Origin of the sequence: Pantoea sp. GD03673 (assembly GCF_029844725.1) — a bacterium.
Lineage (GTDB): Bacteria > Pseudomonadota > Gammaproteobacteria > Enterobacterales > Enterobacteriaceae > Pantoea.
Window position 1 is genome coordinate 60,250 of sequence record NZ_JAOCKJ010000007.1, and the last position, 21,388, is coordinate 81,637.

Here is a 21,388-nt window from a genome sequence, read left to right on the forward strand (position 1 = left end):
AACGACAGAAAGGGAGCTTAGCACTCCCTTTTTTGCCGCGACGTTATCAGTACATTACTTCATGGCCGTAACTGGCGAGAATGTTTTTTACGCGCTCCATTGTCTCTTTCCCCGGCGGTTTTACGCCATCCAGCTTGTACTCTTCCCCCATCGCAATCCATTTGTGTTTACCCAGCTCGTGATAGGGCAGCAACTCAATCTTTTCAACATTCTCCATGTCGCGCGTAAATTCACCCAGTCGATGCGCGGTGTCATCGTCGTCGGAATAGCCTGGGACTACGACAAAGCGGATCCAGGTCCGCTTGCCTTTTTTCTGCAGATAGCGGGCAAAATCCAGCGTGCGGTGATTAGATACGCCTACCAGAATCTGATGCACATCGTCATTCATCTGTTTCAGATCGAGCATGACCAGGTCAGTGACATCGAGCAGCTCATCGATTACGGGATCATAGCGGCGTACAAAGCCGTTGGTGTCGAGACAGGTATGAATGCCTTCAGCCTTGCAGGCGCGGAACCAGTCGCGCACAAATTCAGCCTGAAGAATCGCTTCACCGCCTGATGCGGTGACGCCGCCGCCAGAGGCGTTCATAAAATGGCGATAGGAGAGCACATCCGCCATGAGCGCCTCAACGCTGATCTCTTTACCGCCGTGGGTATCCCAGGTGTCGCGGTTATGACAATAGAGGCAGCGCATCAGACAGCCCTGGAAGAAGGTAATAAAACGGATGCCGGGACCGTCGACGGTTCCGCAGGATTCAAATGAGTGGATACGACCGTTAACTGACATTGCGATGTTTTCTCCAGTGGGTCTGCCGGGACAGACGGCGCAATCTCTGCTGCGCTCAGGGCAGGAAATCGATTCTGATGGGAACCTTGATGAAGATGACCATCAGAACAGACTGTTAAGGAAAAGGCTCCGCGAGGAGCCTTATTATCAGGTCTGGCAGTGATTACAGTGACTGTGTGAAGGTACGGGTAATCACATCCTGCTGCTGCTCTTTAGTCAGTGAGTTGAAGCGTACAGCGTAACCGGAAACGCGAATGGTCAGCTGTGGATATTTCTCTGGATGCTCCATCGCGTCCAGCAGCATTTCGCGGTTCATGACGTTAACGTTAAGGTGCTGACCGCCTTCAATGCTGGCTTCATGATGGAAGTAACCATCCATCAGACCGGCAAGATTGGTTTTCCGCACATTATCATCTTTACCCAGCGCGTTTGGCACAATTGAGAAGGTATAGGAGATACCATCTTTGGCATACGCAAACGGCAGTTTCGCAACGGAAGTGAGTGAAGCCACCGCACCTTTCTGATCACGACCATGCATTGGGTTAGCACCAGGTCCAAACGGTGCACCAGCGCGACGTCCATCCGGCGTGTTACCGGTTTTCTTACCATAAACCACGTTTGAGGTGATGGTCAGAACAGACTGCGTCGGCACGGCATTACGGTAGGTGGTCAGCTGCTGAATTTTCTTCATGAAGCGTTCAACCAAATCGCAGGCCAGATCATCCACCCGCGCGTCGTTATTACCGAACTGTGGATATTCACCTTCGATGTCGAAGTCGATCGCCAGACCCTCTTCGTCACGAATCGGTTTCACTTTGGCGTATTTAATCGCAGAGAGTGAATCCGCAGCAACAGACAGACCTGCGATACCACAAGCCATAGTGCGGTAGACATCGCGGTCATGTAAGGCCATCAGTGCCGCTTCGTAGCTGTACTTATCATGCATGTAGTGAATGATGTTCAGCGAGGTGACATACTGTTTTGCCAGCCAGTCCATGAAGTGATCCATACGCTCCATGACGGTATCGAAATTCAGCACATCATCGCTGATTTTGTCACCTTTCGGTCCAACCTGCATTTTCAGTTTTTCATCCACGCCGCCATTGATTGCGTAGAGCAGGGTTTTCGCCAGGTTGGCGCGTGCGCCAAAGAACTGCATTTGTTTGCCAACAATCATCGGGCTGACGCAGCAGGCAATTGCGTAGTCATCATTGTCGAAATCAGGACGCATCAGATCATCGTTCTCATACTGTAATGATGAGGTATCGATTGAGACTTTAGCGGCATATTTCTTGAAATTAATCGGCAGTTTTTCTGACCACAGAATGGTCATGTTCGGCTCAGGTGAAGGACCCATGGTGTAGAGGGTATTCAGGAAACGGAAGGTACTTTTTGAAACCAGTGTGCGGCCATCAACGCCCATACCGGCCAGGGATTCCGTTGCCCAGATTGGGTCACCAGAGAACAGCTCATCGTATTCAGGTGTGCGCAGGAAGCGAACCATACGCAGTTTCATGACCAGGTGGTCAATCAGTTCCTGTGCCTGCTCTTCAGTCAGCTTACCGGCTTTCAGGTCACGCTCAATGTAAACATCCAGGAAGGTTGAGACGCGGCCAAATGACATGGCAGCACCGTTTTGTGATTTCACCGCAGCCAGGTAGCCATAGTAAGTCCACTGCACGGCTTCAATGGCATTGGTTGCCGGGCCAGAGATGTCGTGGCCATATTTTGCGGCCATCTCTTTGATCTGTGCCAGCGCACGATGCTGATCAGCGATCTCTTCACGCAGACGAATGGTTGCTTCCAGATTAACGCCATTCTCTAAATCGCTCTGCAGAGAGGCGAACTGAGAGAATTTATCCGCCATCAGGAAGTCGATGCCGTAGAGGGCCACGCGACGATAGTCACCGATGATACGACCACGACCATAGGCGTCTGGCAAACCCGTCAGGATACCTGATTTACGGCAGCGCATGATGTCCGGGGTGTAAACGTCGAACACGCCCTGGTTGTGTGTTTTGCGGTATTCAGTGAAGATTTTTTTCAGTGAAGGATCGAGTTCGCGGCCATACACTTTGCACGAACCTTCGACCATTTTGATGCCGCCAAAAGGAATCAGGGCGCGTTTTAACGGAGCTTCAGTCTGGAGGCCAACGATTTTTTCCAGCGACTTATTGATGTAGCCCGCGTCGTGCGAAGTAATGGTTGAAGCGAGATCGGTGTCGAAGTCGACGGGCGCGTGGGTGCGGTTCTCAATTTTGATGCCTTCCAGCACGCTGTCCCACAGTTTGGTGGTCGCTTCAGTTGCGCCCGCCAGGAACGACTCATCGCCTTCATAAGGGGTGTAGTTTTTCTGAATGAAGTCGCGCACATTGACGCTATTCTGCCATTCGCCTTCAGCAAATCCTTCCCATGCTGAAGCCAGTTTTGCATTAAGTTCGGTCATAATATACCTGCCTTATATGAAGAGACTTTACGGTCAGGCACAGTCACTTTCCTGTGCCGTCAAAATATGTTTAATGAACCTGGTCACCTTTACGGAGATAGATAACCCAGTAAGTCAACCCAACCAGAATGCCGCCGCCAATAATGTTACCGAGGGTCACGGGGATCAGATTGTCGAGAATAAAGTTACTGACGGTAAGCGAGTGAAACTGCACAGCCGTGGTGCCAGCAGCCTGCCAGAACTCAGGTGATGCGAAGTCGCGGATGACGATGGCATAAGGAATAAGGAACATGTTGGCGATGCTGTGTTCGAAACCGCTGGCGACAAACATCCCAACAGGCAGAACCATCACCACCAGCTTATCGGTCAGGCTGCGCCCTGAGTAGCTCATCCAGACAGCGAGGCAGACCAGCAGATTAGCCAGAGTACCCAGACAGACCGCTTCGATGAAGGTGTGATGCATCTTGTGGTCGGCGGTTTCCAGGACATTCAATCCCCATGCACCATTTGCGACCATATGCTGTCCGGCAAACCACATCAGGGCGACAAAGAAGAGAGCGCCTGCAAGGTTACCGGCATAGACGTTAATCCAGTTGCGGGCCAGCTGACCCCAGCTGATGCGACCGCTGGCTTTAGCGACGACGATGAGTACCGTTGAGGTAAAGAGGTCTGCGCCACACACCACGACCAGCATTAAGCCGAGTGAGAAACAGACACCGCCAATCAGTTTGGCAATGCCATAGGGCATCGCGCCGCTGCCGGTAGTCGCTGTAATATAGAAAACGAATGCGATGGAGATAAATACGCCGGCGTTTATCGCCAGAAAGAAGGTGGTGAAGGGATGTTTAGTTGCTTTATAGATACCGGCGTCTTCGGCTACTTTCGCCATTGCGGCTGGTAATAAAAGATTAAAAGGGTTGTCAGTTTTCACACTAACTTACTCCTGAAGTTGTCTGAAAAAATACTAACAAAGGAGTATAGGTCAGTAATTGATGTGGATCATGTTTGCCGAAGCGGCAGCCAGCTGGTTGCGGAATTACAAAGAAATAATCAATTAAATATCTGAATTTAAAGGTATAAATAAATTTTAAAAATACAAAATTATTTTAAAATAAAATGGTGCGTCACTTTTTTAGCGCCTGCTTTCTTATAAACTCATGTTTTGGGTGTTAATTAATTTGATGCGATGTAATGGAAATGAATTTTAATGCGGCTAATGTTTCATGGGAAAAGTGGAGAAACATGGCACCCGATAAAGCCGGTGCCATGTTTAATCTCTGTTTCTGAACTGAAGCGCTATGCCTTACGCATTTTTCCAGTAAAGACGCTTAGCGGTTTGCAGTTTTTCATAGGCCGCAAGCAGGGACTGATGGGCAGGGAATGCCAGCAGCTCATCATCAACAGCCTGAAGACCGTTGAAGGGATGCTCACCACTGATGGCGGCGGAAGCAGCTTCCATTGCGCGCTCACCATACATACGCATGAAAGCGTGATGATACTGCAGCGGATCACGCTCATCTTCCATTGCCAGTAACAGCAGGGTCTGCAGGCAACGATAGTAGTTAGCCCGCTCTGGCGTGAAAATTGAGCTGTTAAACTCCATTGTCCACTCAGTCCAGATCAATGCCTGATCCAGATCGCCACCTGCCAGCGCCAGCATCGCTTTTAATTCGCCAATACGCAGTGTGTACCAGCCGTTGTCTTTACCGGTTGCCAGACCCAGCAGCTCACGAACCCGGGTGAAGTCATCAAAACCTTCATCGTCAAGCTGTCCAATCAGATCCAGATATTCTTCCGGATTCCAGTTGCTTTCAGGCAGTGCCAGCAGGGTTTCACGCATGCCCGCGCCCATGCTGTTATTAGCAAGGAACAAATCTTCCGCCGGATAGATATCTGACATGCCGGGTACGATGATGCGGCAGGCATAGACACCCAGATGCTCGTAGTCAGCAATGTACACTTCCTGATCTTCCGAGGCGAAAATTGCCATCAGCGTTGCAAATTCCTGTTCGGTACTGCCCGCAAATGACCAGTCGACAAAAGGATAATCCGCTGTTTCTTTAAACAGATCCCAGGAAATCAGGCCGCTTGAATCGATGAAATGTGTTTCAAGGTTGGCATGTTCAGCCACTTCCTCGTCATCAAAAGTCGGCGGCGTGAACACATCCAGATCTTTGAGGCTTCTGCCCTGCAGCAACTCAGTAACAGTTCGCTCCAGTGCGACACCAAAATCAGGGTGCGCACCAAATGAGGCAAAACAGGTGCCGTTGGTCGGGTTAAACAGCACCACACAGATAACCGGATATTTACCGCCCAGCGAGGCGTCATACGCGAAAATCGGGAAGCCTTCCGCTTCAAGGCGGGCAATCGCCTCGATGACTTCAGGATAACGCTGCATCACTTCATCAGGAATCGCAGGCAGGCTGATCGCCTCAGCAATGATGCGGTTCTTAATGTAGCGCTCAAACACTTCGGACAGCCCCTGAACACGCGCTTCATTCGCGGTGTTACCCGCCGACATGCCATTTGAAACATAGAGGTTGCCGATGATGTTCATCGGGATATAAACGGTTTGCTGATCGGACTGGCGGGTAAATGGCAGGGCGCAGATACCGCGCTCAGCATTGCCAGACTGCAGATCAATCAGGCCGGAAGCCGTCAGTGCGTTGTCAGGATCGTAAAACGCGTGCAGGCGCGGATCCAGAATGCCTTCAGGCAGGGACTCGTCATCAGGTAACGCAAACCATTTTTCATTGGGATAGTGAACAAAATCACCGTTAGCGATTTTTGTTCCGAGCCAGAAATCTGCAAAAAAGTAGTTTGTTGAGAGACGCTCAAAATATTCGCCCAGCGCGGAGGCCAGCGCGGCTTTTTTACTGGCGCCCTTGCCGTTAGTGAAGCAGAGCGGGCAATCGCGGTCGCGGATATGCACTGACCAGACATGGGGAACAGGATTAAGCCAGGAAGCTTCTTCAATGTTAAAGCCAAGATCCTGCAGCTTGTTCTGGAAACGCGCAATGGAATCTTCCAGTGCGGCATCTTTGCCCGGGATAAATGTTTGCGTCATAGTGCCGCTCTCTCAGTTGTCATAGGGTGCGTAAAGCGCGCAATGATACGGATTTTGCCAACAGACCGCTATCAGGGCGGGATAATTTTACCGGCTTAGTTTTCACCACCTCAGCATTCAGGCCAAACGCGGATTAATGGTGCTGGATGACGCCTCACAAAATTCCGCGCAGGTTTGCATTGGTAACATAACCTCCGGCGAGCCGGATTCAGAAAATGTGACCGCGCCCTGATTTATGATTGCAGCTATCAGAATGCAGTGATAAAACCGAATGGTTATTCATAACCGTTCGATATGACAGTGGTGAGGGGAAATGACGCAGGTTTATAATTTTAGCTCTGGCCCGGCGATGCTACCGGTTGAAGTGCTTCGTCGTGCAGAACAGGAACTGACGAACTGGCGCGGTCTGGGTACCTCTGTAATGGAGATCAGCCACCGCAGCAAAGAGTTTATTCAGGTGGCTGAGGAAGCAGAGCAGGACTTCCGTGATCTGCTAAAAATACCGGCTAATTACAAAGTTTTATTCTGTCATGGCGGTGCGCGTGCGCAGTTCGCAGCCGTACCGGGTAATCTGCTGGGGCAGGCGACCAGCGCCGATTATGTTGATGGCGGCTACTGGGCGCATAGCGCAATCAAAGAGGCGGAAAAATATTGTTCCCCACGCACGCTGGATGTCAAAACAACCCGCGACGGTAAACGCGCTATCCTGCCGATGAGCGAATGGGCAGTGAGTGAAGCGTCCGCTTACCTGCATTTCTGCCCGAATGAAACCATTGATGGCATCGCTATTGATGAACAGCCCGACTTTGGCAATAAAACCGTTGTGGCTGATTTCTCATCCACCATTTTGTCACGCCCGATCGATGTGAACCGTTATGGTGTGATTTATGCGGGTGCGCAGAAAAATGTGGGCCCGGCTGGCTTAACGCTGGTTATCGTACGTGAAGATCTGCTGGGCCATGCGCATGCCTCCGTGCCTTCCATCCTCGATTACAAAGTGCTGGCAGATAACGATTCCATGTTTAACACCCCGCCGACCTTTGCGTGGTATCTCTCAGGGCTGGTCTTCAAATGGCTGAAAGAGAAGGGCGGAGTCGCTGAAATTGACCGTATTAATCAGGCAAAATCAGACCTGCTTTATGGCGTTATCGATCACAGCGGCTTCTATCGTAACGATGTAGCGACAGAAAACCGCTCACGCATGAATATTCCTTTCCAGCTGGCGGATGCGTCGCTGGATGCGCTGTTCCTGGAAGAGTCATTCAAGGCGGGATTGCATGCGCTTAAAGGACATCGTGTCGTAGGCGGTATGCGCGCCTCTATTTATAATGCGATGCCGCTGGAAGGTGTGAAGGCCCTGACCGATTTCATGGTCGATTTTGAACGCCGTCACGGCTGATTGTTAAGATATCAGCAGTGATGCTGATGCCAGACCTCGTCACCCGGCGAGGTCTCTGTATTTTTTTGAGGATTTCGTTTCACATGCAGGACTCCCTGACTCTCCAACCGATTGCGCGCGTCGATGGCACCGTAAATCTGCCTGGCTCAAAGAGCGTTTCCAATCGCGCATTGCTGCTGGCTGCGCTGGCTAAAGGCACTACCCGTCTCACTAACCTGCTCGACAGTGATGATGTTAAGCACATGCTGAATGCGCTGACCGCGCTGGGTGTAAGTTATACGCTTTCCAGCGATCGCACCGTGTGTGAAGTGACGGGAAATGCCGGGCCGCTGCACTCATCTCAACCGCTGTCGTTGTTTCTGGGCAATGCCGGAACCGCAATGCGTCCCCTGGCCGCCGCGCTTTGTCTGGGTGAGCAGGATATCGAACTGACCGGCGAACCCCGCATGAAAGAGCGTCCAATCGGTCATCTGGTTGACGCGCTTCGTCAGGGTGGAGCAAGCATTGAGTACCTGGAAAACGAAAACTACCCGCCGCTTCGTTTACGCGGTGGTTTTACCGGGGGTGAAGTCAGCGTGGATGGCAGCGTTTCCAGCCAGTTCCTGACAGCACTGCTGATGACCGCACCTCTGGCGCAGCAGGATACCTGCATCACCATCAAAGGTGATTTAGTTTCCAAACCTTACATTGATATCACCCTGAATCTGATGCAGTGCTTTGGCGTCGGGGTCGAGAATCAGAACTATCAGCGCTTCCTGATTAAGGGACAGCAACAGTATCAGTCGCCGGGCGATTACCTGGTTGAAGGCGATGCCTCTTCCGCTTCCTACTTCCTGGCCGCCGCCGCCATTAAAGGCGGAACGGTCAGGGTCACCGGCATCGGACGTCAGAGTGTGCAGGGTGACATCCGTTTTGCTGACGTGCTGGAAAAGATGGGCGCGAACATTGAATGGGGCGATGACTATATCGCCTGCACGGCCGGAAAACTGCAGGCTATTGATATGGACATGAACCATATACCGGATGCTGCAATGACCATTGCGACCACCGCGCTGTTTGCAGAGGGCACGACCCAGTTGCGCAATATTTACAACTGGCGGGTAAAAGAGACCGATCGACTGAGCGCAATGGCCACTGAACTGCGTAAGGTGGGGGCGGAAGTCGAAGAAGGACATGACTACATCCGTATTACACCGCCCGCATCGCTGATTCATGCTGATATTGGCACTTACAACGATCACCGCATGGCGATGTGTTTCTCTCTGGTTGCGCTTTCTGATACCCCGGTGACCATTCTTGATCCTGGCTGTACAGCGAAAACCTTCCCGGACTATTTTGTCCAGCTGGCTAAAATCAGCCAGCGTGCCTGATAATGCCTCTCCGGTGCGGTTCCGCACCGGATCTTCCCCTGTTTAAATCTGGCTGTATTCGCACCGATATCCTCTGAATTGACTAACATTTCGAGCCCCGTCAGTGCGAAAGGGTAACCAAGCCTCGCTATGCAGCGTATAATGCTAAGCATTAATGGTGACCGAAAGGTCAGGAAGCACGCAGCAACAGGAGGGAATAATGACAGTAACTGCCCCGGTCATAACTATTGATGGGCCAAGTGGAGCGGGAAAGGGAACCCTGTGCAAAGCGATGGCAGAATCGCTGCAGTGGCATCTGCTGGACTCCGGTGCTATTTATCGCGTGCTGGCGTTAGCCGCATTGCATCATCAGGTGGACATTGAATCTGAAGAGGCGCTGGTGCCGATTGCTGCACACCTTGATGTGCGCTTTGTATCACAGAACGGTGAAATGCAGGTCATACTTGAAGGTGAGGATGTGACCGGTGAAATCCGCACTCAGGAGGTCAGCAACACGGCGTCACGTGTCGCCGCGTTTCCTCGTGTGCGCGAAGCGTTATTACGTCGCCAGCGCGGTTTCCGCGAGATGCCGGGCCTGATCGCTGATGGCCGCGACATGGGCACCGTGGTTTTCCCGGATGCACCTGTGAAAATCTTCCTTGATGCCAGCCCGGAAGAACGTGCTCAGCGTCGTATGCTACAGTTGCAGGCAAATGGCTTTAATGTTAACTTTGATCGCCTTTTAGCCGAGATAAAAGAACGTGACGACCGCGATCGTAATCGCGCAATTGCGCCTTTGGTGGCTGCTGGCGATGCTTTGATTCTGGACTCTACCGAGATGTCTATCGATCAAGTCATTGAAAAAGCGCTACAATATGCCCGCGAAAAGCTGGGCATTACGGCTTAACCGAATTTATCACCCTGTACCACGGATCCGGTGCCGGGCATGTGAAACAACCCCATCCGACATGAAGTCAGATGGACGTTAAATTGAAGAATCCTGAAGATTATCAATATGACTGAATCTTTTGCTCAACTATTTGAAGAATCCTTAAAAACAATCGAAACCCGCCCGGGTTCTATCGTTCGTGGCATCGTCGTATCTATCGACAAAGATGTCGTTCTGGTTGATGCGGGTCTGAAATCTGAATCTGCAATTCCTGCAGAGCAGTTCAAGAACGCAGCCGGCGAACTGGAAATCCAGGTTGGCGACGAAGTTGATGTTGCTCTGGATGCAGTGGAAGACGGCTTCGGTGAAACCCTGCTGTCCCGTGAGAAAGCTAAGCGCCATGAAGCATGGATCACGCTGGAGAAAGCTTACGAAGACGCTGAAACTGTTACCGGTGTTATCAACGGCAAAGTTAAAGGCGGCTTCACAGTTGAGCTGAACGGTATCCGTGCGTTCCTGCCAGGTTCACTGGTAGATGTGCGTCCGGTGCGTGATACGCTGCACCTGGAAGGCAAAGAGCTTGAGTTTAAAGTCATCAAGCTGGATCAGAAACGCAACAACGTCGTGGTTTCACGTCGTGCGGTTATCGAATCCGAAAACAGCGCAGAGCGCGATCAGCTGCTGGAAAACCTGCAGGAAGGCATGGAAGTTAAAGGTATCGTTAAGAACCTCACTGACTACGGTGCATTCGTTGATCTGGGCGGCGTTGATGGCCTGCTGCACATCACTGATATGGCATGGAAACGCGTTAAGCATCCAAGCGAAATCGTTAACGTTGGCGACGAAATCACCGTTAAGGTGCTGAAGTTCGACCGCGAGCGTACCCGTGTTTCTCTGGGTCTGAAGCAGCTGGGCGAAGATCCATGGGTTGCTATCGCTAAACGCTATCCGGAAGGCACCCGCCTGACCGGTCGTGTGACCAACCTGACTGATTACGGCTGCTTCGTGGAAATCGAAGAAGGCGTTGAAGGTCTGGTACACGTGTCTGAAATGGACTGGACCAACAAAAACATCCATCCGTCTAAAGTTGTTAACGTAGGCGATGTTGTTGAAGTTATGGTTCTGGACATTGACGAAGAGCGTCGTCGTATCTCCCTGGGTCTGAAGCAGTGTAAATCTAACCCATGGCAGCTGTTCGCTGAGACGCACAACAAAGGCGATCGTGTTGAAGGTAAAATCAAGTCAATCACTGACTTCGGTATCTTCATCGGCCTGGACGGCGGCATCGACGGTCTGGTTCACCTGTCTGACATCTCCTGGAACGCGACTGGCGAAGAAGCCGTTCGTGAGTACAAAAAAGGCGACGAAATCGCTGCCGTTGTACTGCAGGTTGATGCAGAGCGCGAGCGTATCTCTCTGGGCGTTAAACAGCTGGCAGAAGATCCGTTCAACAACTACATCACTTTGAACAAGAAAGGTGCCATCGTCACCGGTAAAGTGACTGCAGTTGATGCTAAAGGTGCTACAGTTGAATTAGCAGACGGCGTTGAGGGTTACCTGCGCGCTTCTGAAGCTTCACTGGACCGCATTGAAGATGCAACTCTGGTTCTGAACGTTGGCGACGACGTTGAAGCTAAGTTCACCGGCGTTGATCGTAAAAACCGTGTCGTAAGCCTGTCTGTCCGTGCGAAAGACCAGGCTGATGAGAAAGAAGCTATCAATACTGTTAACACCAAACAGGAAGAAGGCAATTTCTCCAGCGCCATGGCTGAAGCGTTCAAAGCGGCTAAAGGCGAGTAATCGACCTGAAGCACCGGGTGGGCAACCACCCGGTTTCGGTAAAAGCTGTCATACTTTCCCACAGGGATAAACCGGAGGTTACATGACCAAGTCAGAACTGATCGAAAGACTGGCGGGACAGCATACTCATATACCGGCGAAAGTCGTTGAGGATGCAGTAAAAGAGATGCTTGAGCACATGGCCACTACGCTGGCACAGGGCGAACGCATCGAAATCCGGGGATTCGGCAGCTTTTCTTTGCACTATCGTGCTCCGCGTACTGGACGTAACCCGAAAACGGGTGACAAAGTGGATCTGGAAGGTAAATACGTTCCCCACTTTAAGCCAGGCAAAGAGCTTCGCGATCGCGCAAATATCTACGGCTAAGCCGATACCGAACCAGATAAACGACATCTCCGGATGTCGTTTTTTTTTGCCTGCTATTCAGACTTAGATCCGACATCCAAATTGCGTTAACAACACTGCAATCCGTCACTCTTTTTGCGAGGCCGCCCGAGCCTGCCTGATCCTCTCCTGTAACTTTCACCGCATTTGTTCAGACTAATCGGACTCAATCAATGGACACGATTATGCTGACATGGACCGTTCTGGCACGACTGGCGATCGTTGCAACGTTACCGCTACTGCTGATGACGCAACTGCCCTCCGGTGAGGCGATAACAGCTCTGCTCGTGCTGGGTGTGGCTCTGCAGCATTGTCCTTATCAGCCCGTTCGTCTGACCGGCATCACTCTGCTATTTCTGGCATGGGCCTGTCACGACGCGCGTCTGATGGTGCGGGATATCGAACAGCTCTCGGCACAGCCTTCGACGTTCACCGTTCAGATTGACGAACTGCGTAAAGAGCGGAAGCAGATCCGGGTTCGTCTGCTGGAAGAGCAGGGCAGGATGATATTTCCGCCTCGCTTTGCCTGGATTTGGTTCGACGCTGATGCGGGCATTTACTGCCCGGGACAACGCTGGACGATGCAGCTGCGTCTTCGCCCGGTGCATGCCCGCCTGAATGAGGGGGATTTCGATGCGCAGCGTTTTGCACTGGCTAATAATACGCCGCTCCAGGGCCGGATTCTTAAACAGGACGCTGTCAGCGATCGCTGTGATGGCCGCTGGCGTTTTATTCTGTGGCACCGTGACAGGACGCGTGAGATGCCCTCACGCGGAACGCTGGAGGCATTAGCTTTTGGTATCAGGGATGATATGAGCCAGCAGACACGTCAGCTGCTGCGGGATACGGGCACCGCACATCTGATGGCAATATCGGGCATGCACATCGCCCTGGCCGCCAGCACTGGCTGGATACTGGCGCGTGGGGTGCAATTTATCCTGCCAGCCCGCTACATCGGCTATCTTTTTCCCCTGATCGTAAGCTGGCTGTTTGCCGCCATCTATACCTGGCTCTCAGGTGCACATCCCCCTGCCGCCCGTTCACTGCTTGCGCTGACGCTATGGGCGATAACACGGTTTGCAGGTGTTCAGCTGAATAGCTGGCAGGTCTGGACGTTCTGCATAGCATTATTGCTGGTGACGGATCCGCTGACCGTGCTTTCAGACAGTTTCTGGCTCTCGGTTCTGGCTGTGGGCATGCTGCTGGTCTGGTATCACTGGTTCCCACTGCCTGCACAGTTACGTCATCGACGGCGCTGGATCCCGTTACAGCTTTTGCATCTGCAGGCAGGCATGATGATTTTAATGGTGCCGCTGCAGGTGGCGATATTCAACGGGATCAGTCTGACCGCGCTGGTGGCAAATGTTGTCGCTATTCCTGTCGTCTCGTTTATAACCATGCCCCTGGTGACGCTTGCCATGCTGTTGCCAGTAGCACATGTATCAGGCTTCTTCTGGGGGGCGGCCGACCTCTCATTGCGTGCCCTGTTTCACTGCCTGACGTTGCTGCCGCCAGGCTGGTGGCCGCTGAATGGAACGACCTGGTTTACGGTAATGGTCTGGGGTGGTCTGATCCTCTGGCGTGCACAACTTTTCTTCTCTCTGCCACTAAGCAGCTGCGCGATAGCACTGGCGATGATACTGAGTCGCCAGCCAGAATATGAGCAGGGCTGGCGCATTGATATGCTGGACATTGGTCACGGACTGAGCATGGTCATTAGCCAGGGCGACGAGGCGGTGATGTATGACACCGGGCCACGCTGGCAGAACGACAATGCGGGGAGCCGGGTGATCATTCCGTGGCTGGAGCGCAAACAACTGCGGCTAAAACAGATCATCCTGAGTCATAAACATCTGGATCATACGGGTGGGCTGGCGGCGATCACGCAACGCTGGCCAGCGGTTGAAGTCAGAAGCGCACTGGCAGATGAGGGGCACTTACCCTGCGTACGTGGCACGCAGTGGCGCTGGCGTCAGCTTAACTTTCGGGTTGTCTGGCCGCTGACGGCCCCTTTACCGGGTGGGAATAATGATTCCTGCGTGGTCATCGTTGATGATGGCCGGGTCCGGCTGATGTTAACCGGGGATATTGAAGCTAAAGCGGAACGCCAGCTGGTAGCACTGGAGAAAAAAGGGCTGAAGGTGGATATTCTGCAGGTTCCGCATCACGGAAGTCGTACTTCGTCGACCTCGTTGCTGCTGCGCAAAACAGAAGGCCACACTGCTATCGCCTCTCTTGCACGCTACAATGCCTGGCGCATGCCTGCGAAAAATGTGCTGGAAAACTACCGAACGGCAGGTTTTCAGTGGCTGGATACGGGCCAGTCAGGACAAATCAGTATCCGGATAGCGCACGGCAGCGTGCAGGTTTCCACCCTGCGGGAACAATTAATGCCCCGTTGGTATCATCAGTGGTTTGGCGTCAAACGCGAATCCAGGTAGAATGGCCGGCTATTTCCAACAGCGTGAATAAATAATGCATCAAGATAAAGATCTCTCTACGTGGCAGACGTTTCGCCGACTCTGGCCGATGATCGCGCCTAATAAAGCGGGATTGATTGTGGCCTCTGTCGCCCTGATTATTAATGCTGCGGGCGACGCCTTAATGCTCTCCCTGTTGAAACCCTTACTGGATGATGGCTTTGGTAAAGCTGACAGGTCAGTAATGCTGTGGATGCCCTTAGTGGTTATTGGCCTGATGCTGGTTCGCGGAATAACCAGTTATATCTCCAGTTACTGCATCTCCTGGGTCTCTGGCAACGTTGTGATGAACATCCGCCGTCGACTCTTCAGCCACATGATGGGCATGCCGGTTTCGTTTTTTGACCAGCAGTCGACCGGCACCCTGTTGTCGCGCATTACCTACGATTCTGAGCAGGTCGCGTCCTCGTCGTCTGGCGCACTGGTCACCGTTGTGCGTGAAGGTGCTTCGATTATTGGCCTGTTCATCATGATGTTTTACTACAGCTGGCAGCTGTCGTTGATCCTGATTGTACTGGCTCCTGTCGTCTCCTTTGCGATTCGCACGGTATCAAAGCGTTTCCGCAGCATCAGCAAAAGTATGCAGAACACCATGGGGCAGGTGACAACCAGCGCCGAGCAGATGCTGAAGGGCCACAAAGAGGTGCTTATTTTTGGCGGTCAGGAAATTGAATCGGAGCGCTTTTCCCGCGTCAGTAACCGCATGCGTCAGCAGGGCATGAAACTGGTCTCCGCCTCTTCTATTTCCGATCCGGTAATTCAGCTGATCGCGTCGCTGGCCCTGGCGTTTGTCCTCTATGCCGCCAGCTTCCCCAGCGTGATGGATACCCTGACTGCCGGAACCATCACCGTGGTCTTCTCTTCGATGATTGCCCTGATGCGACCCCTTAAGTCACTGACCAACGTCAATGCCCAGTTCCAGCGTGGCATGGCCGCCTGTCAGACGCTGTTTTCCATTCTGGATAGCGAACAGGAAGTGGACAACGGTAAGCGCGAAATTACCCGCGCTAAAGGCGATATCGAATTCCGCGACGTGACATTTACCTACCCGGGTCGTGAAGTACCGGCACTGCGTAATATCAATCTGTCGCTGCCTGCCGGAAAAACAGTCGCGCTGGTGGGCCGCTCCGGTTCCGGTAAGTCTACGATGGCGAGCCTGCTGACCCGCTTTTATGACATTCAGCAGGGCGAAATTCTGCTGGACGGTTTTGACCTGCGTGAGTACAGCCTGCGTTCGCTGCGTAATCAGGTGGCGCTGGTGTCGCAGAATGTGCATCTTTTCAACGACACGATTGCCAATAACATCGCCTATGCGCGCAGTGAACAATACAGCCGTGAAGAGATCGAGCGGGCGGCCACCATGGCGCATGCCATGGACTTTATCAACAAAATGGATCAGGGCCTGGATACGGTCATTGGTGAGAATGGCGTGCTGTTATCTGGCGGTCAGCGTCAGCGTATTGCCATCGCCCGTGCCCTGCTGCGCGACTGTCCGATATTGATCCTCGATGAAGCGACATCCGCTCTGGATACTGAGTCAGAACGGGCTATTCAGTCGGCGCTGGATGAGTTGCAGAAGAACCGCACCTCGCTGGTGATTGCGCATCGCCTCTCCACGATTGAAAAAGCGGATGAGATTGTGGTGATTGAAGATGGTCAGATTGTTGAACGCGGAACGCATCAGGTGCTGCTGGAAGAACGTGGTGCCTATGCTCAGCTGCACAAGATGCAATTCGGCCAATGATTGAACGTATCTGGAGTGGTCGCTCACCGCTATGGCTAGTGCTATGGCCATTCAGCCTGCTGTATGGTGCGATCACGGCCCTGATACGTTTCAGTTACCGGCGCGGCTGGCGTAAAAGCTGGCGTTCGCCTCTGCCGGTGGTGGTGGTGGGTAATCTGACTGCTGGCGGGAATGGAAAGACGCCGGTGGTCATCTGGCTGGTCGAGGCGTTGCAGCAGCGCGGCCTGCGTGCTGGTGTTGTCTCAAGAGGCTATGGCGGTAAGGCGGACCACTATCCCTTGCTCGTCACGGCACAGACCCGCACCGAACAGGCCGGTGATGAACCGGTTCTGATCGCTCAGCGTACCGGGGCACCGGTCGCAGTCGCGCCTGAACGGCGGCGGGCGATTGAGGCGTTACTGCAACAGGGGCCGCTGGATGTCATCATCACTGATGATGGCCTGCAACATTACGCTCTGCAGCGCGATCGCGAGATCGTGGTGGTTGATGGCGTACGTCGTTTTGGTAATGGCTGGTGGCTACCTGCGGGTCCGATGCGCGAGCGTGCAGACCGTCTGAAGCAGGTCGATGCCATTATTGCTAACGGTGGCGAAGCGCTGCCCGGCGAGATTGCTATGCAACTTCAGCCCGGGCTTGCCACCAATCTGCTGACCGGAGAAACCTGCCCGACTGAGCGGCTGAGTGAAGTGGTTGCGATGGCCGGTATTGGTCATCCCCCCCGTTTCTTCACCACGCTGAAACAGCAGGGCATCACGCCAGTTGCTGAAATCGCCTTTGCCGATCATCACGCCTACAGCAAAGATGAGCTGACCCGATTACTTCAGACGGGCCAGCACCTGCTGATGACGGAAAAGGATGCGGTGAAATGCCGTCACTTTGCTCAGCCCGAATGGTGGTATCTCCCGGTCGATGCCCGTTTAACCGGCCAGGCGGTGTTGCCGCTGCTGGACGATATCGAACAACTCTGCCGCCGTACTCACTGATACCCGCACTCATTCAGGTGAAGCCTGATAAGGAAGAGGATGAACAGCCCGCATTCACTTTCGTTACAGCAAGCACGCCACCTTCATCTCGCCGCACAGGGCCTGCTGCGTGCGCCGGCAAAACGCGCCGTTTATCAGGATTTGATTAACTGCATCTCCCGCATGTCACTGCTGCAAATCGATACCATCCATGTCGTGGCCCGCAGTCCTTATCTGGTGCTGTTCAGTCGCCTGGGACATTATCCTCAGGCATGGCTGGAACAGGCGCTCGCACGGGGTGAACTCTTTGAGTACTGGGCGCACGAAGCCTGCTTTATTCCCCGGTCCGATTACAGACTTCTTCGTCATCGTATGCTGTCGCCGGAACGGCTGGGCTGGAAGTACAACGCGCAATGGGTCGCTGACCACCAGCAGGCGATTGCCGAATTACTGCAGCAGATTCAGGAAAACGGCCCGGTACGCGCCGCCGATTTTACGCATACCGATAACCCGAAATCAGGCTGGTGGGCATGGAAACCGCACAAACGTCATCTGGAAAATCTCTTCAGCGCCGGTGAGCTGATGGTCGCAGAACGCCGTAATTTTCAGCGCGTCTATGATTTGCGCAGCCGCGTGATGCCGGACTGGCAGGATGAGCAACATGGCATCAGCGAAGCCGAGGCAATCCGTCAGATGCTGATGAACAGCGCCCGCAGCCTGGGGGTTTTCCGTACGGCCTGGCTGGCGGACTACTATCGCCTGAAGCGGGCCCCCCTGAACGAATTTATCGCTGACGCCCAGGCTGCGGGCGATCTGGTCGCTGTCAACACAGAGGGACTGGGCGCGATGTGGCTGCATCGTGACACCTTGCCGCTACTGGAGACACCGCTGCAGGCAACGCACAGCGCGCTGCTGTCGCCATTTGATCCGGTAGTCTGGGATCGCAAACGTGCGCTGGAGCTGTTCAGTTTTGACTACCGTATTGAGTGCTACACGCCGGAGAAAAAACGCAAGTTTGGCTATTTTGTTTTGCCCATCCTTCATCGCGGTCAGATAAAAGGGCGGCTGGATGCCCGCATGCTGCGTCAGGCAAAACAGCTGGAGATTAAAAATATCTGGCTGGAAGAGAAGACCCGCGTCACGACGCGCTTTGCCGTGGATATCCGTCGTGCGATTGAGCGCTTCGCTGCCTGGCAGGGGGCAGAAAGCGTCGCGATTCTGCAGGCACCAGATGCGCTCAAAGAGCAGTGGCCAGCTCTGTGGACGCTGAATTAATCAATTTTGCGGCAGCCGCCGCGGGATGACGTTTTACCCCATCCCGCATAAGCCGCGCTATGGTATGCTTGAATCCTTACGCATTCGGTCCCTGATGGAGGACATATGGATCATCGTTTACTCGAAATCGTTGCCTGCCCGGTGTGCAATGGCAAACTCTATTTCAACAATGCTCAGCAGGAGCTGATCTGCAAACCTGATGGCCTGGCCTTCCCGGTTCGGGACGGCATTCCGGTGCTGCTGGAAACGGAAGCCCGTACTCTGTCAGTTGAAGAGATTCATCCATGAGTTTCACTGCCATCATTCCTGCGCGCTATGCGTCAACCCGCTTACCCGGCAAGCCGCTTGTTGATATTCACGGTAAGCCGATGGTCGTGCATGTGATGGAGCGCGCCCGTGAATCGGGTGCCAGCCGGGTCATTGTTGCCACCGATCATCCCGACGTAGCCAGAGCAGTGGAAGCGGCAGGCGGCGAAGTCTGTATGACGCGTGCCGATCACCAGTCCGGCACGGAGCGGCTGGCGGAAGTGATCGAAAAGTATCAGTTCGCCGATGATGAAATCATTGTCAACGTGCAGGGAGACGAGCCCATGATTCCGGCAGAGATTGTGCGTCAGGTGGCGATCAATCTGGCGGGTTCGGCGGCAGGGATGGCAACGCTGGCCGTACCGATTACCGAAGCGGAAGAAGCCTTCAATCCGAACGCGGTGAAAGTCGTCATGGATGTGAATGGCTATGCGCTCTATTTTTCACGGGCGACCATTCCCTGGGATCGTGAACGGTATGCTGCCTCGCGCGAGCAGATCGGTGATACGCTGCTTCGCCACATTGGCATCTACGCCTATCGTGCCGGTTTTATTCGCCGCTATGTAGCCTGGGCACCTTGTCCTCTGGAACAGATTGAGCTGCTCGAACAACTGCGTGTCTTATGGTACGGCGAAAAAATTCATGTCGCCGTCGCGAAAACCATTCCCAGTGTGGGCGTGGATACGCCAGACGATTTGCAACGCGTCCGCAATGCCATGCAGGCCTGATAAACGGGGGAGCCTGTCTCCCCGTTTCAGCGCACCGTTATTGATCCGCCGCTAAACGTCAGTACTTCCTTCAGGATATTGTGATACTCATCTGAGGAGGATGCCGCATGGAACAGCTTAAATCGGAACTCACGCTGGCGCTGGGTGAAACCGTCAGTCGCCTCGAATTAATCAGTGAACAGCCGCCCTCCCGGCTCTATGCCCTGTACGATCGGGAAGGGCATCCCATGCCAATGGTGGCAAAATATTTTCGTCATCAGGGGCGGGCCGCGCTGGAAGCCAGAAAGCTGGCGTTGCTGGGGCAGGCCGGGCTAATCGCCGTACCAGCGGTTTATGGTCTGGTACTGAGCCAGCAGCCGCCGGTGCATGAAATGCTCCTGCTTGCGCGACTGAATGGTGTGACGGCAGAGGCACCCGCGCGGGATGTTCAGCGCTGGCAACAGTTTTGCGAGCAGGCGGTCGAGGGACTGCTGGCCTGGCACCGGCTCGACAGCCACGGCCTGGTCGGAACGGTAGACAGCACGCAGCAGAATCACTGGCCAGCATGGTATGCACAACGGGTTGAGGTCTTGTGGTCGACCCTGAGCTATCTGCGTCCGCCTGATTTTACGCTGGAAGATCGCCAGATTCTGTTCCGCTGCCGGTCGCGTCTGGCGCATCTGTTCCGAGACTTCGACGATCCCTGTGTGATGGTTCACGGCAACGTGCGGCTGCAGAGCATGCTGAAAAACAGCCGCAGCGACCAGTTAATCGCAATGATACAGCCGGGCACAATTCTCTGGGCACCCCGTGAATATGACCTGATCCATCTGGATACGTCGCCCGCCGAAACGGCGCTGCTGCACAACTACCTGCAACGGGCCCCGGTTTCGGAGGGCTTTGTCTGGCGTCGGTGGATGTATCAACTTTGGGACTGCATCGAGCACCTGACACAGACCGGCACGTTTAACCGTCTGCGTTTTGACCATGCCCGAGCAGAGCTACTTCCCTGGCTCGGCTGAGCCGGACTCCTCACCTTTCAGTCGCTGCAGCAGCGTGCCGAGCGTCTCATACACCGCCCGTTCGCTGTGACTCAGCCAGATCGATGACGGTATCGCCCGTTCCCAGCCATTCAGCGGTGAGGTAATCGCCAGTTGATTAGCTGGCGCAGCAATTGGCGTCAAACCGACCGCGTGGAAAAAGCGTATTGCCCGCGGCATATGATTCGCGGAGGTGACCAGCAGCAACGGACGATCGCCTACCACCGTTTTCACTGCCTGCGCTTCATCTGCGGTATCACGAGGCTGGTCGAGAATCTGAATATGTTCGCGTGGAACGCCCAGACTTTCTGCCACCTGAGCGGCTACCCAGGCACTGCTCTTCGGATTGGTGCCGCCTGCGGCACCGGTAAAAATCAGGGTCGACTGCGGATTGCGTTGCCATTGACGAATGCCTTCCGCTACTCGTGGCAGGCTGTTATTCAGCAGGTTTGAGCTGGGTGCCCATGCCGGGTTGAAGGTATAGCCACCGCCCAGCACCACAATGTAATCCACTTTCTCTGTGCCGTTCCAGGTCGGATAGCGGTTGTCCAGCGGCAAAAGCAGCCGATCGGCTAACGGTTGCAGGCTCAGCAGCAGCAGTAACAGCCAGCTGACGGAGATCACGATTTTGCCGCTTTTTTGCCAGTCAGTGAACCAAAGCAGTAAAATGCCCAGCGCCATCAGCAAAAGCAGAAACGGCAAGGGTAAAAGCAGCCCGCCAATGACTTTTTTCAGGGTAAATAACATCAAAA

The 21,388-nt window shown here is 53.7% G+C and carries 17 protein-coding genes; 12 read left to right on the top strand and 5 right to left on the bottom strand.

Translation table 11 applies throughout. From position 1 onward, the window contains the following. Positions 1-46: 46 nt before the first annotated feature. From pflA to ycaO, 4 genes are all read right to left on the bottom strand, one after another. Positions 47-787 (bottom strand): pyruvate formate lyase 1-activating protein, encoded by a 741-nt coding sequence (gene pflA / locus N5J69_RS14785; RefSeq protein ID WP_275219782.1) that lies wholly within the window; start codon positions 785-787, stop codon positions 47-49. Positions 788-950: 163 nt separating this feature from the next. Then, complete coding sequence (gene pflB, locus N5J69_RS14790; protein ID WP_279771326.1) at positions 951-3,233, bottom strand: formate C-acetyltransferase; 2,283 nt, start codon at positions 3,231-3,233, stop codon at positions 951-953. 70 nt (positions 3,234-3,303) lie between these two features. Next, on the bottom strand, positions 3,304-4,164 hold the full coding sequence (gene focA / locus N5J69_RS14795; RefSeq protein WP_279771327.1) for a formate transporter FocA: 861 nt from the start codon (positions 4,162-4,164) through the stop codon (positions 3,304-3,306). 372 nt (positions 4,165-4,536) lie between these two features. Further along, positions 4,537-6,300 carry a 30S ribosomal protein S12 methylthiotransferase accessory factor YcaO gene (gene ycaO / locus N5J69_RS14800; protein WP_279771328.1) on the bottom strand — a complete coding sequence of 588 codons (1,764 nt, stop codon included), beginning with the start codon at positions 6,298-6,300 and terminating at the stop codon, positions 4,537-4,539. A 313-nt stretch (positions 6,301-6,613) separates the two neighbouring features. Here ycaO and serC point away from each other — a divergent pair, with 313 nt between their 5' ends. From serC to N5J69_RS14860, 12 genes are all read left to right on the top strand, one after another. Continuing rightward, entirely contained in the window at positions 6,614-7,699 is a 1,086-nt protein-coding gene (gene serC, locus N5J69_RS14805; RefSeq protein WP_279771330.1) for a 3-phosphoserine/phosphohydroxythreonine transaminase, read from the top strand. Positions 7,700-7,782: 83 nt separating this feature from the next. Beyond that, positions 7,783-9,069, top strand: a complete 1,287-nt coding sequence (gene aroA, locus N5J69_RS14810; RefSeq protein ID WP_279771331.1) for a 3-phosphoshikimate 1-carboxyvinyltransferase — start codon at positions 7,783-7,785, stop codon at positions 9,067-9,069. A gap of 199 nt (positions 9,070-9,268) precedes the next feature. Further along, positions 9,269-9,955, top strand: a complete 687-nt coding sequence (gene cmk, locus N5J69_RS14815; protein ID WP_279771332.1) for a (d)CMP kinase — start codon at positions 9,269-9,271, stop codon at positions 9,953-9,955. 108 nt (positions 9,956-10,063) lie between these two features. Beyond that, complete coding sequence (gene rpsA, locus N5J69_RS14820) at positions 10,064-11,737, top strand: 30S ribosomal protein S1 (RefSeq protein WP_003849352.1); 1,674 nt, start codon at positions 10,064-10,066, stop codon at positions 11,735-11,737. 82 nt (positions 11,738-11,819) lie between these two features. Then, the gene (gene ihfB, locus N5J69_RS14825; RefSeq protein ID WP_003849360.1) at positions 11,820-12,104 is read left to right on the top strand and encodes an integration host factor subunit beta; all 285 of its coding nucleotides are present in this window, start codon (positions 11,820-11,822) and stop codon (positions 12,102-12,104) included. 203 nt (positions 12,105-12,307) lie between these two features. After that, entirely contained in the window at positions 12,308-14,563 is a 2,256-nt protein-coding gene (locus N5J69_RS14830; protein WP_279771334.1) for a DNA internalization-related competence protein ComEC/Rec2, read from the top strand. Positions 14,564-14,597: 34 nt separating this feature from the next. Further along, entirely contained in the window at positions 14,598-16,346 is a 1,749-nt protein-coding gene (msbA, locus tag N5J69_RS14835; RefSeq protein ID WP_279771335.1) for a lipid A ABC transporter ATP-binding protein/permease MsbA, read from the top strand. After that, positions 16,343-17,329 (top strand): tetraacyldisaccharide 4'-kinase, encoded by a 987-nt coding sequence (gene lpxK, locus N5J69_RS14840; RefSeq protein WP_279771336.1) that lies wholly within the window; start codon positions 16,343-16,345, stop codon positions 17,327-17,329. Before msbA ends, lpxK begins: the two co-directional genes overlap by 4 nt. 39 nt (positions 17,330-17,368) lie before the next feature. Beyond that, positions 17,369-18,583 (top strand): winged helix-turn-helix domain-containing protein, encoded by a 1,215-nt coding sequence (locus N5J69_RS14845; protein ID WP_279771337.1) that lies wholly within the window; start codon positions 17,369-17,371, stop codon positions 18,581-18,583. Between the two features lie 105 nt (positions 18,584-18,688). Further along, positions 18,689-18,871 (top strand): Trm112 family protein, encoded by a 183-nt coding sequence (locus N5J69_RS14850; protein ID WP_003849374.1) that lies wholly within the window; start codon positions 18,689-18,691, stop codon positions 18,869-18,871. Continuing rightward, positions 18,868-19,617 carry a 3-deoxy-manno-octulosonate cytidylyltransferase gene (kdsB, locus tag N5J69_RS14855; RefSeq protein WP_279771338.1) on the top strand — a complete coding sequence of 250 codons (750 nt, stop codon included), beginning with the start codon at positions 18,868-18,870 and terminating at the stop codon, positions 19,615-19,617. Before N5J69_RS14850 ends, kdsB begins: the two co-directional genes overlap by 4 nt. A 107-nt stretch (positions 19,618-19,724) precedes the next feature. Next, positions 19,725-20,618 (top strand): phosphotransferase, encoded by an 894-nt coding sequence (locus tag N5J69_RS14860; RefSeq protein ID WP_279771339.1) that lies wholly within the window; start codon positions 19,725-19,727, stop codon positions 20,616-20,618. On the opposite strand, the gene elyC is transcribed toward N5J69_RS14860, so the two are convergent. Continuing rightward, positions 20,598-21,383, bottom strand: coding sequence for an envelope biogenesis factor ElyC (gene elyC, locus N5J69_RS14865; protein WP_279771617.1), 786 nt, complete (start codon positions 21,381-21,383; stop codon positions 20,598-20,600). The two genes, N5J69_RS14860 and elyC, sit on opposite strands and share 21 nt — an antisense overlap. Between the last annotated feature and the right edge of the window lie 5 nt (positions 21,384-21,388).

Coding starts and splice junctions, on each gene's coding strand:
- pflA (WP_275219782.1), bottom strand. CDS start 787: ATGTCAGTTAACGGTCGTATCCACTCATTTGAATCCTGCGGAACCGTC.
- pflB (WP_279771326.1), bottom strand. CDS start 3,233: ATGACCGAACTTAATGCAAAACTGGCTTCAGCATGGGAAGGATTTGCT.
- ycaO (WP_279771328.1), bottom strand. CDS start 6,300: ATGACGCAAACATTTATCCCGGGCAAAGATGCCGCACTGGAAGATTCC.
- serC (WP_279771330.1), top strand. CDS start 6,614: ATGACGCAGGTTTATAATTTTAGCTCTGGCCCGGCGATGCTACCGGTT.
- aroA (WP_279771331.1), top strand. CDS start 7,783: ATGCAGGACTCCCTGACTCTCCAACCGATTGCGCGCGTCGATGGCACC.
- cmk (WP_279771332.1), top strand. CDS start 9,269: ATGACAGTAACTGCCCCGGTCATAACTATTGATGGGCCAAGTGGAGCG.
- rpsA (WP_003849352.1), top strand. CDS start 10,064: ATGACTGAATCTTTTGCTCAACTATTTGAAGAATCCTTAAAAACAATC.
- ihfB (WP_003849360.1), top strand. CDS start 11,820: ATGACCAAGTCAGAACTGATCGAAAGACTGGCGGGACAGCATACTCAT.
- N5J69_RS14830 (WP_279771334.1), top strand. CDS start 12,308: ATGCTGACATGGACCGTTCTGGCACGACTGGCGATCGTTGCAACGTTA.
- msbA (WP_279771335.1), top strand. CDS start 14,598: ATGCATCAAGATAAAGATCTCTCTACGTGGCAGACGTTTCGCCGACTC.
- lpxK (WP_279771336.1), top strand. CDS start 16,343: ATGATTGAACGTATCTGGAGTGGTCGCTCACCGCTATGGCTAGTGCTA.
- N5J69_RS14845 (WP_279771337.1), top strand. CDS start 17,369: ATGAACAGCCCGCATTCACTTTCGTTACAGCAAGCACGCCACCTTCAT.
- N5J69_RS14850 (WP_003849374.1), top strand. CDS start 18,689: ATGGATCATCGTTTACTCGAAATCGTTGCCTGCCCGGTGTGCAATGGC.
- kdsB (WP_279771338.1), top strand. CDS start 18,868: ATGAGTTTCACTGCCATCATTCCTGCGCGCTATGCGTCAACCCGCTTA.
- N5J69_RS14860 (WP_279771339.1), top strand. CDS start 19,725: ATGGAACAGCTTAAATCGGAACTCACGCTGGCGCTGGGTGAAACCGTC.
- elyC (WP_279771617.1), bottom strand. CDS start 21,383: ATGTTATTTACCCTGAAAAAAGTCATTGGCGGGCTGCTTTTACCCTTG.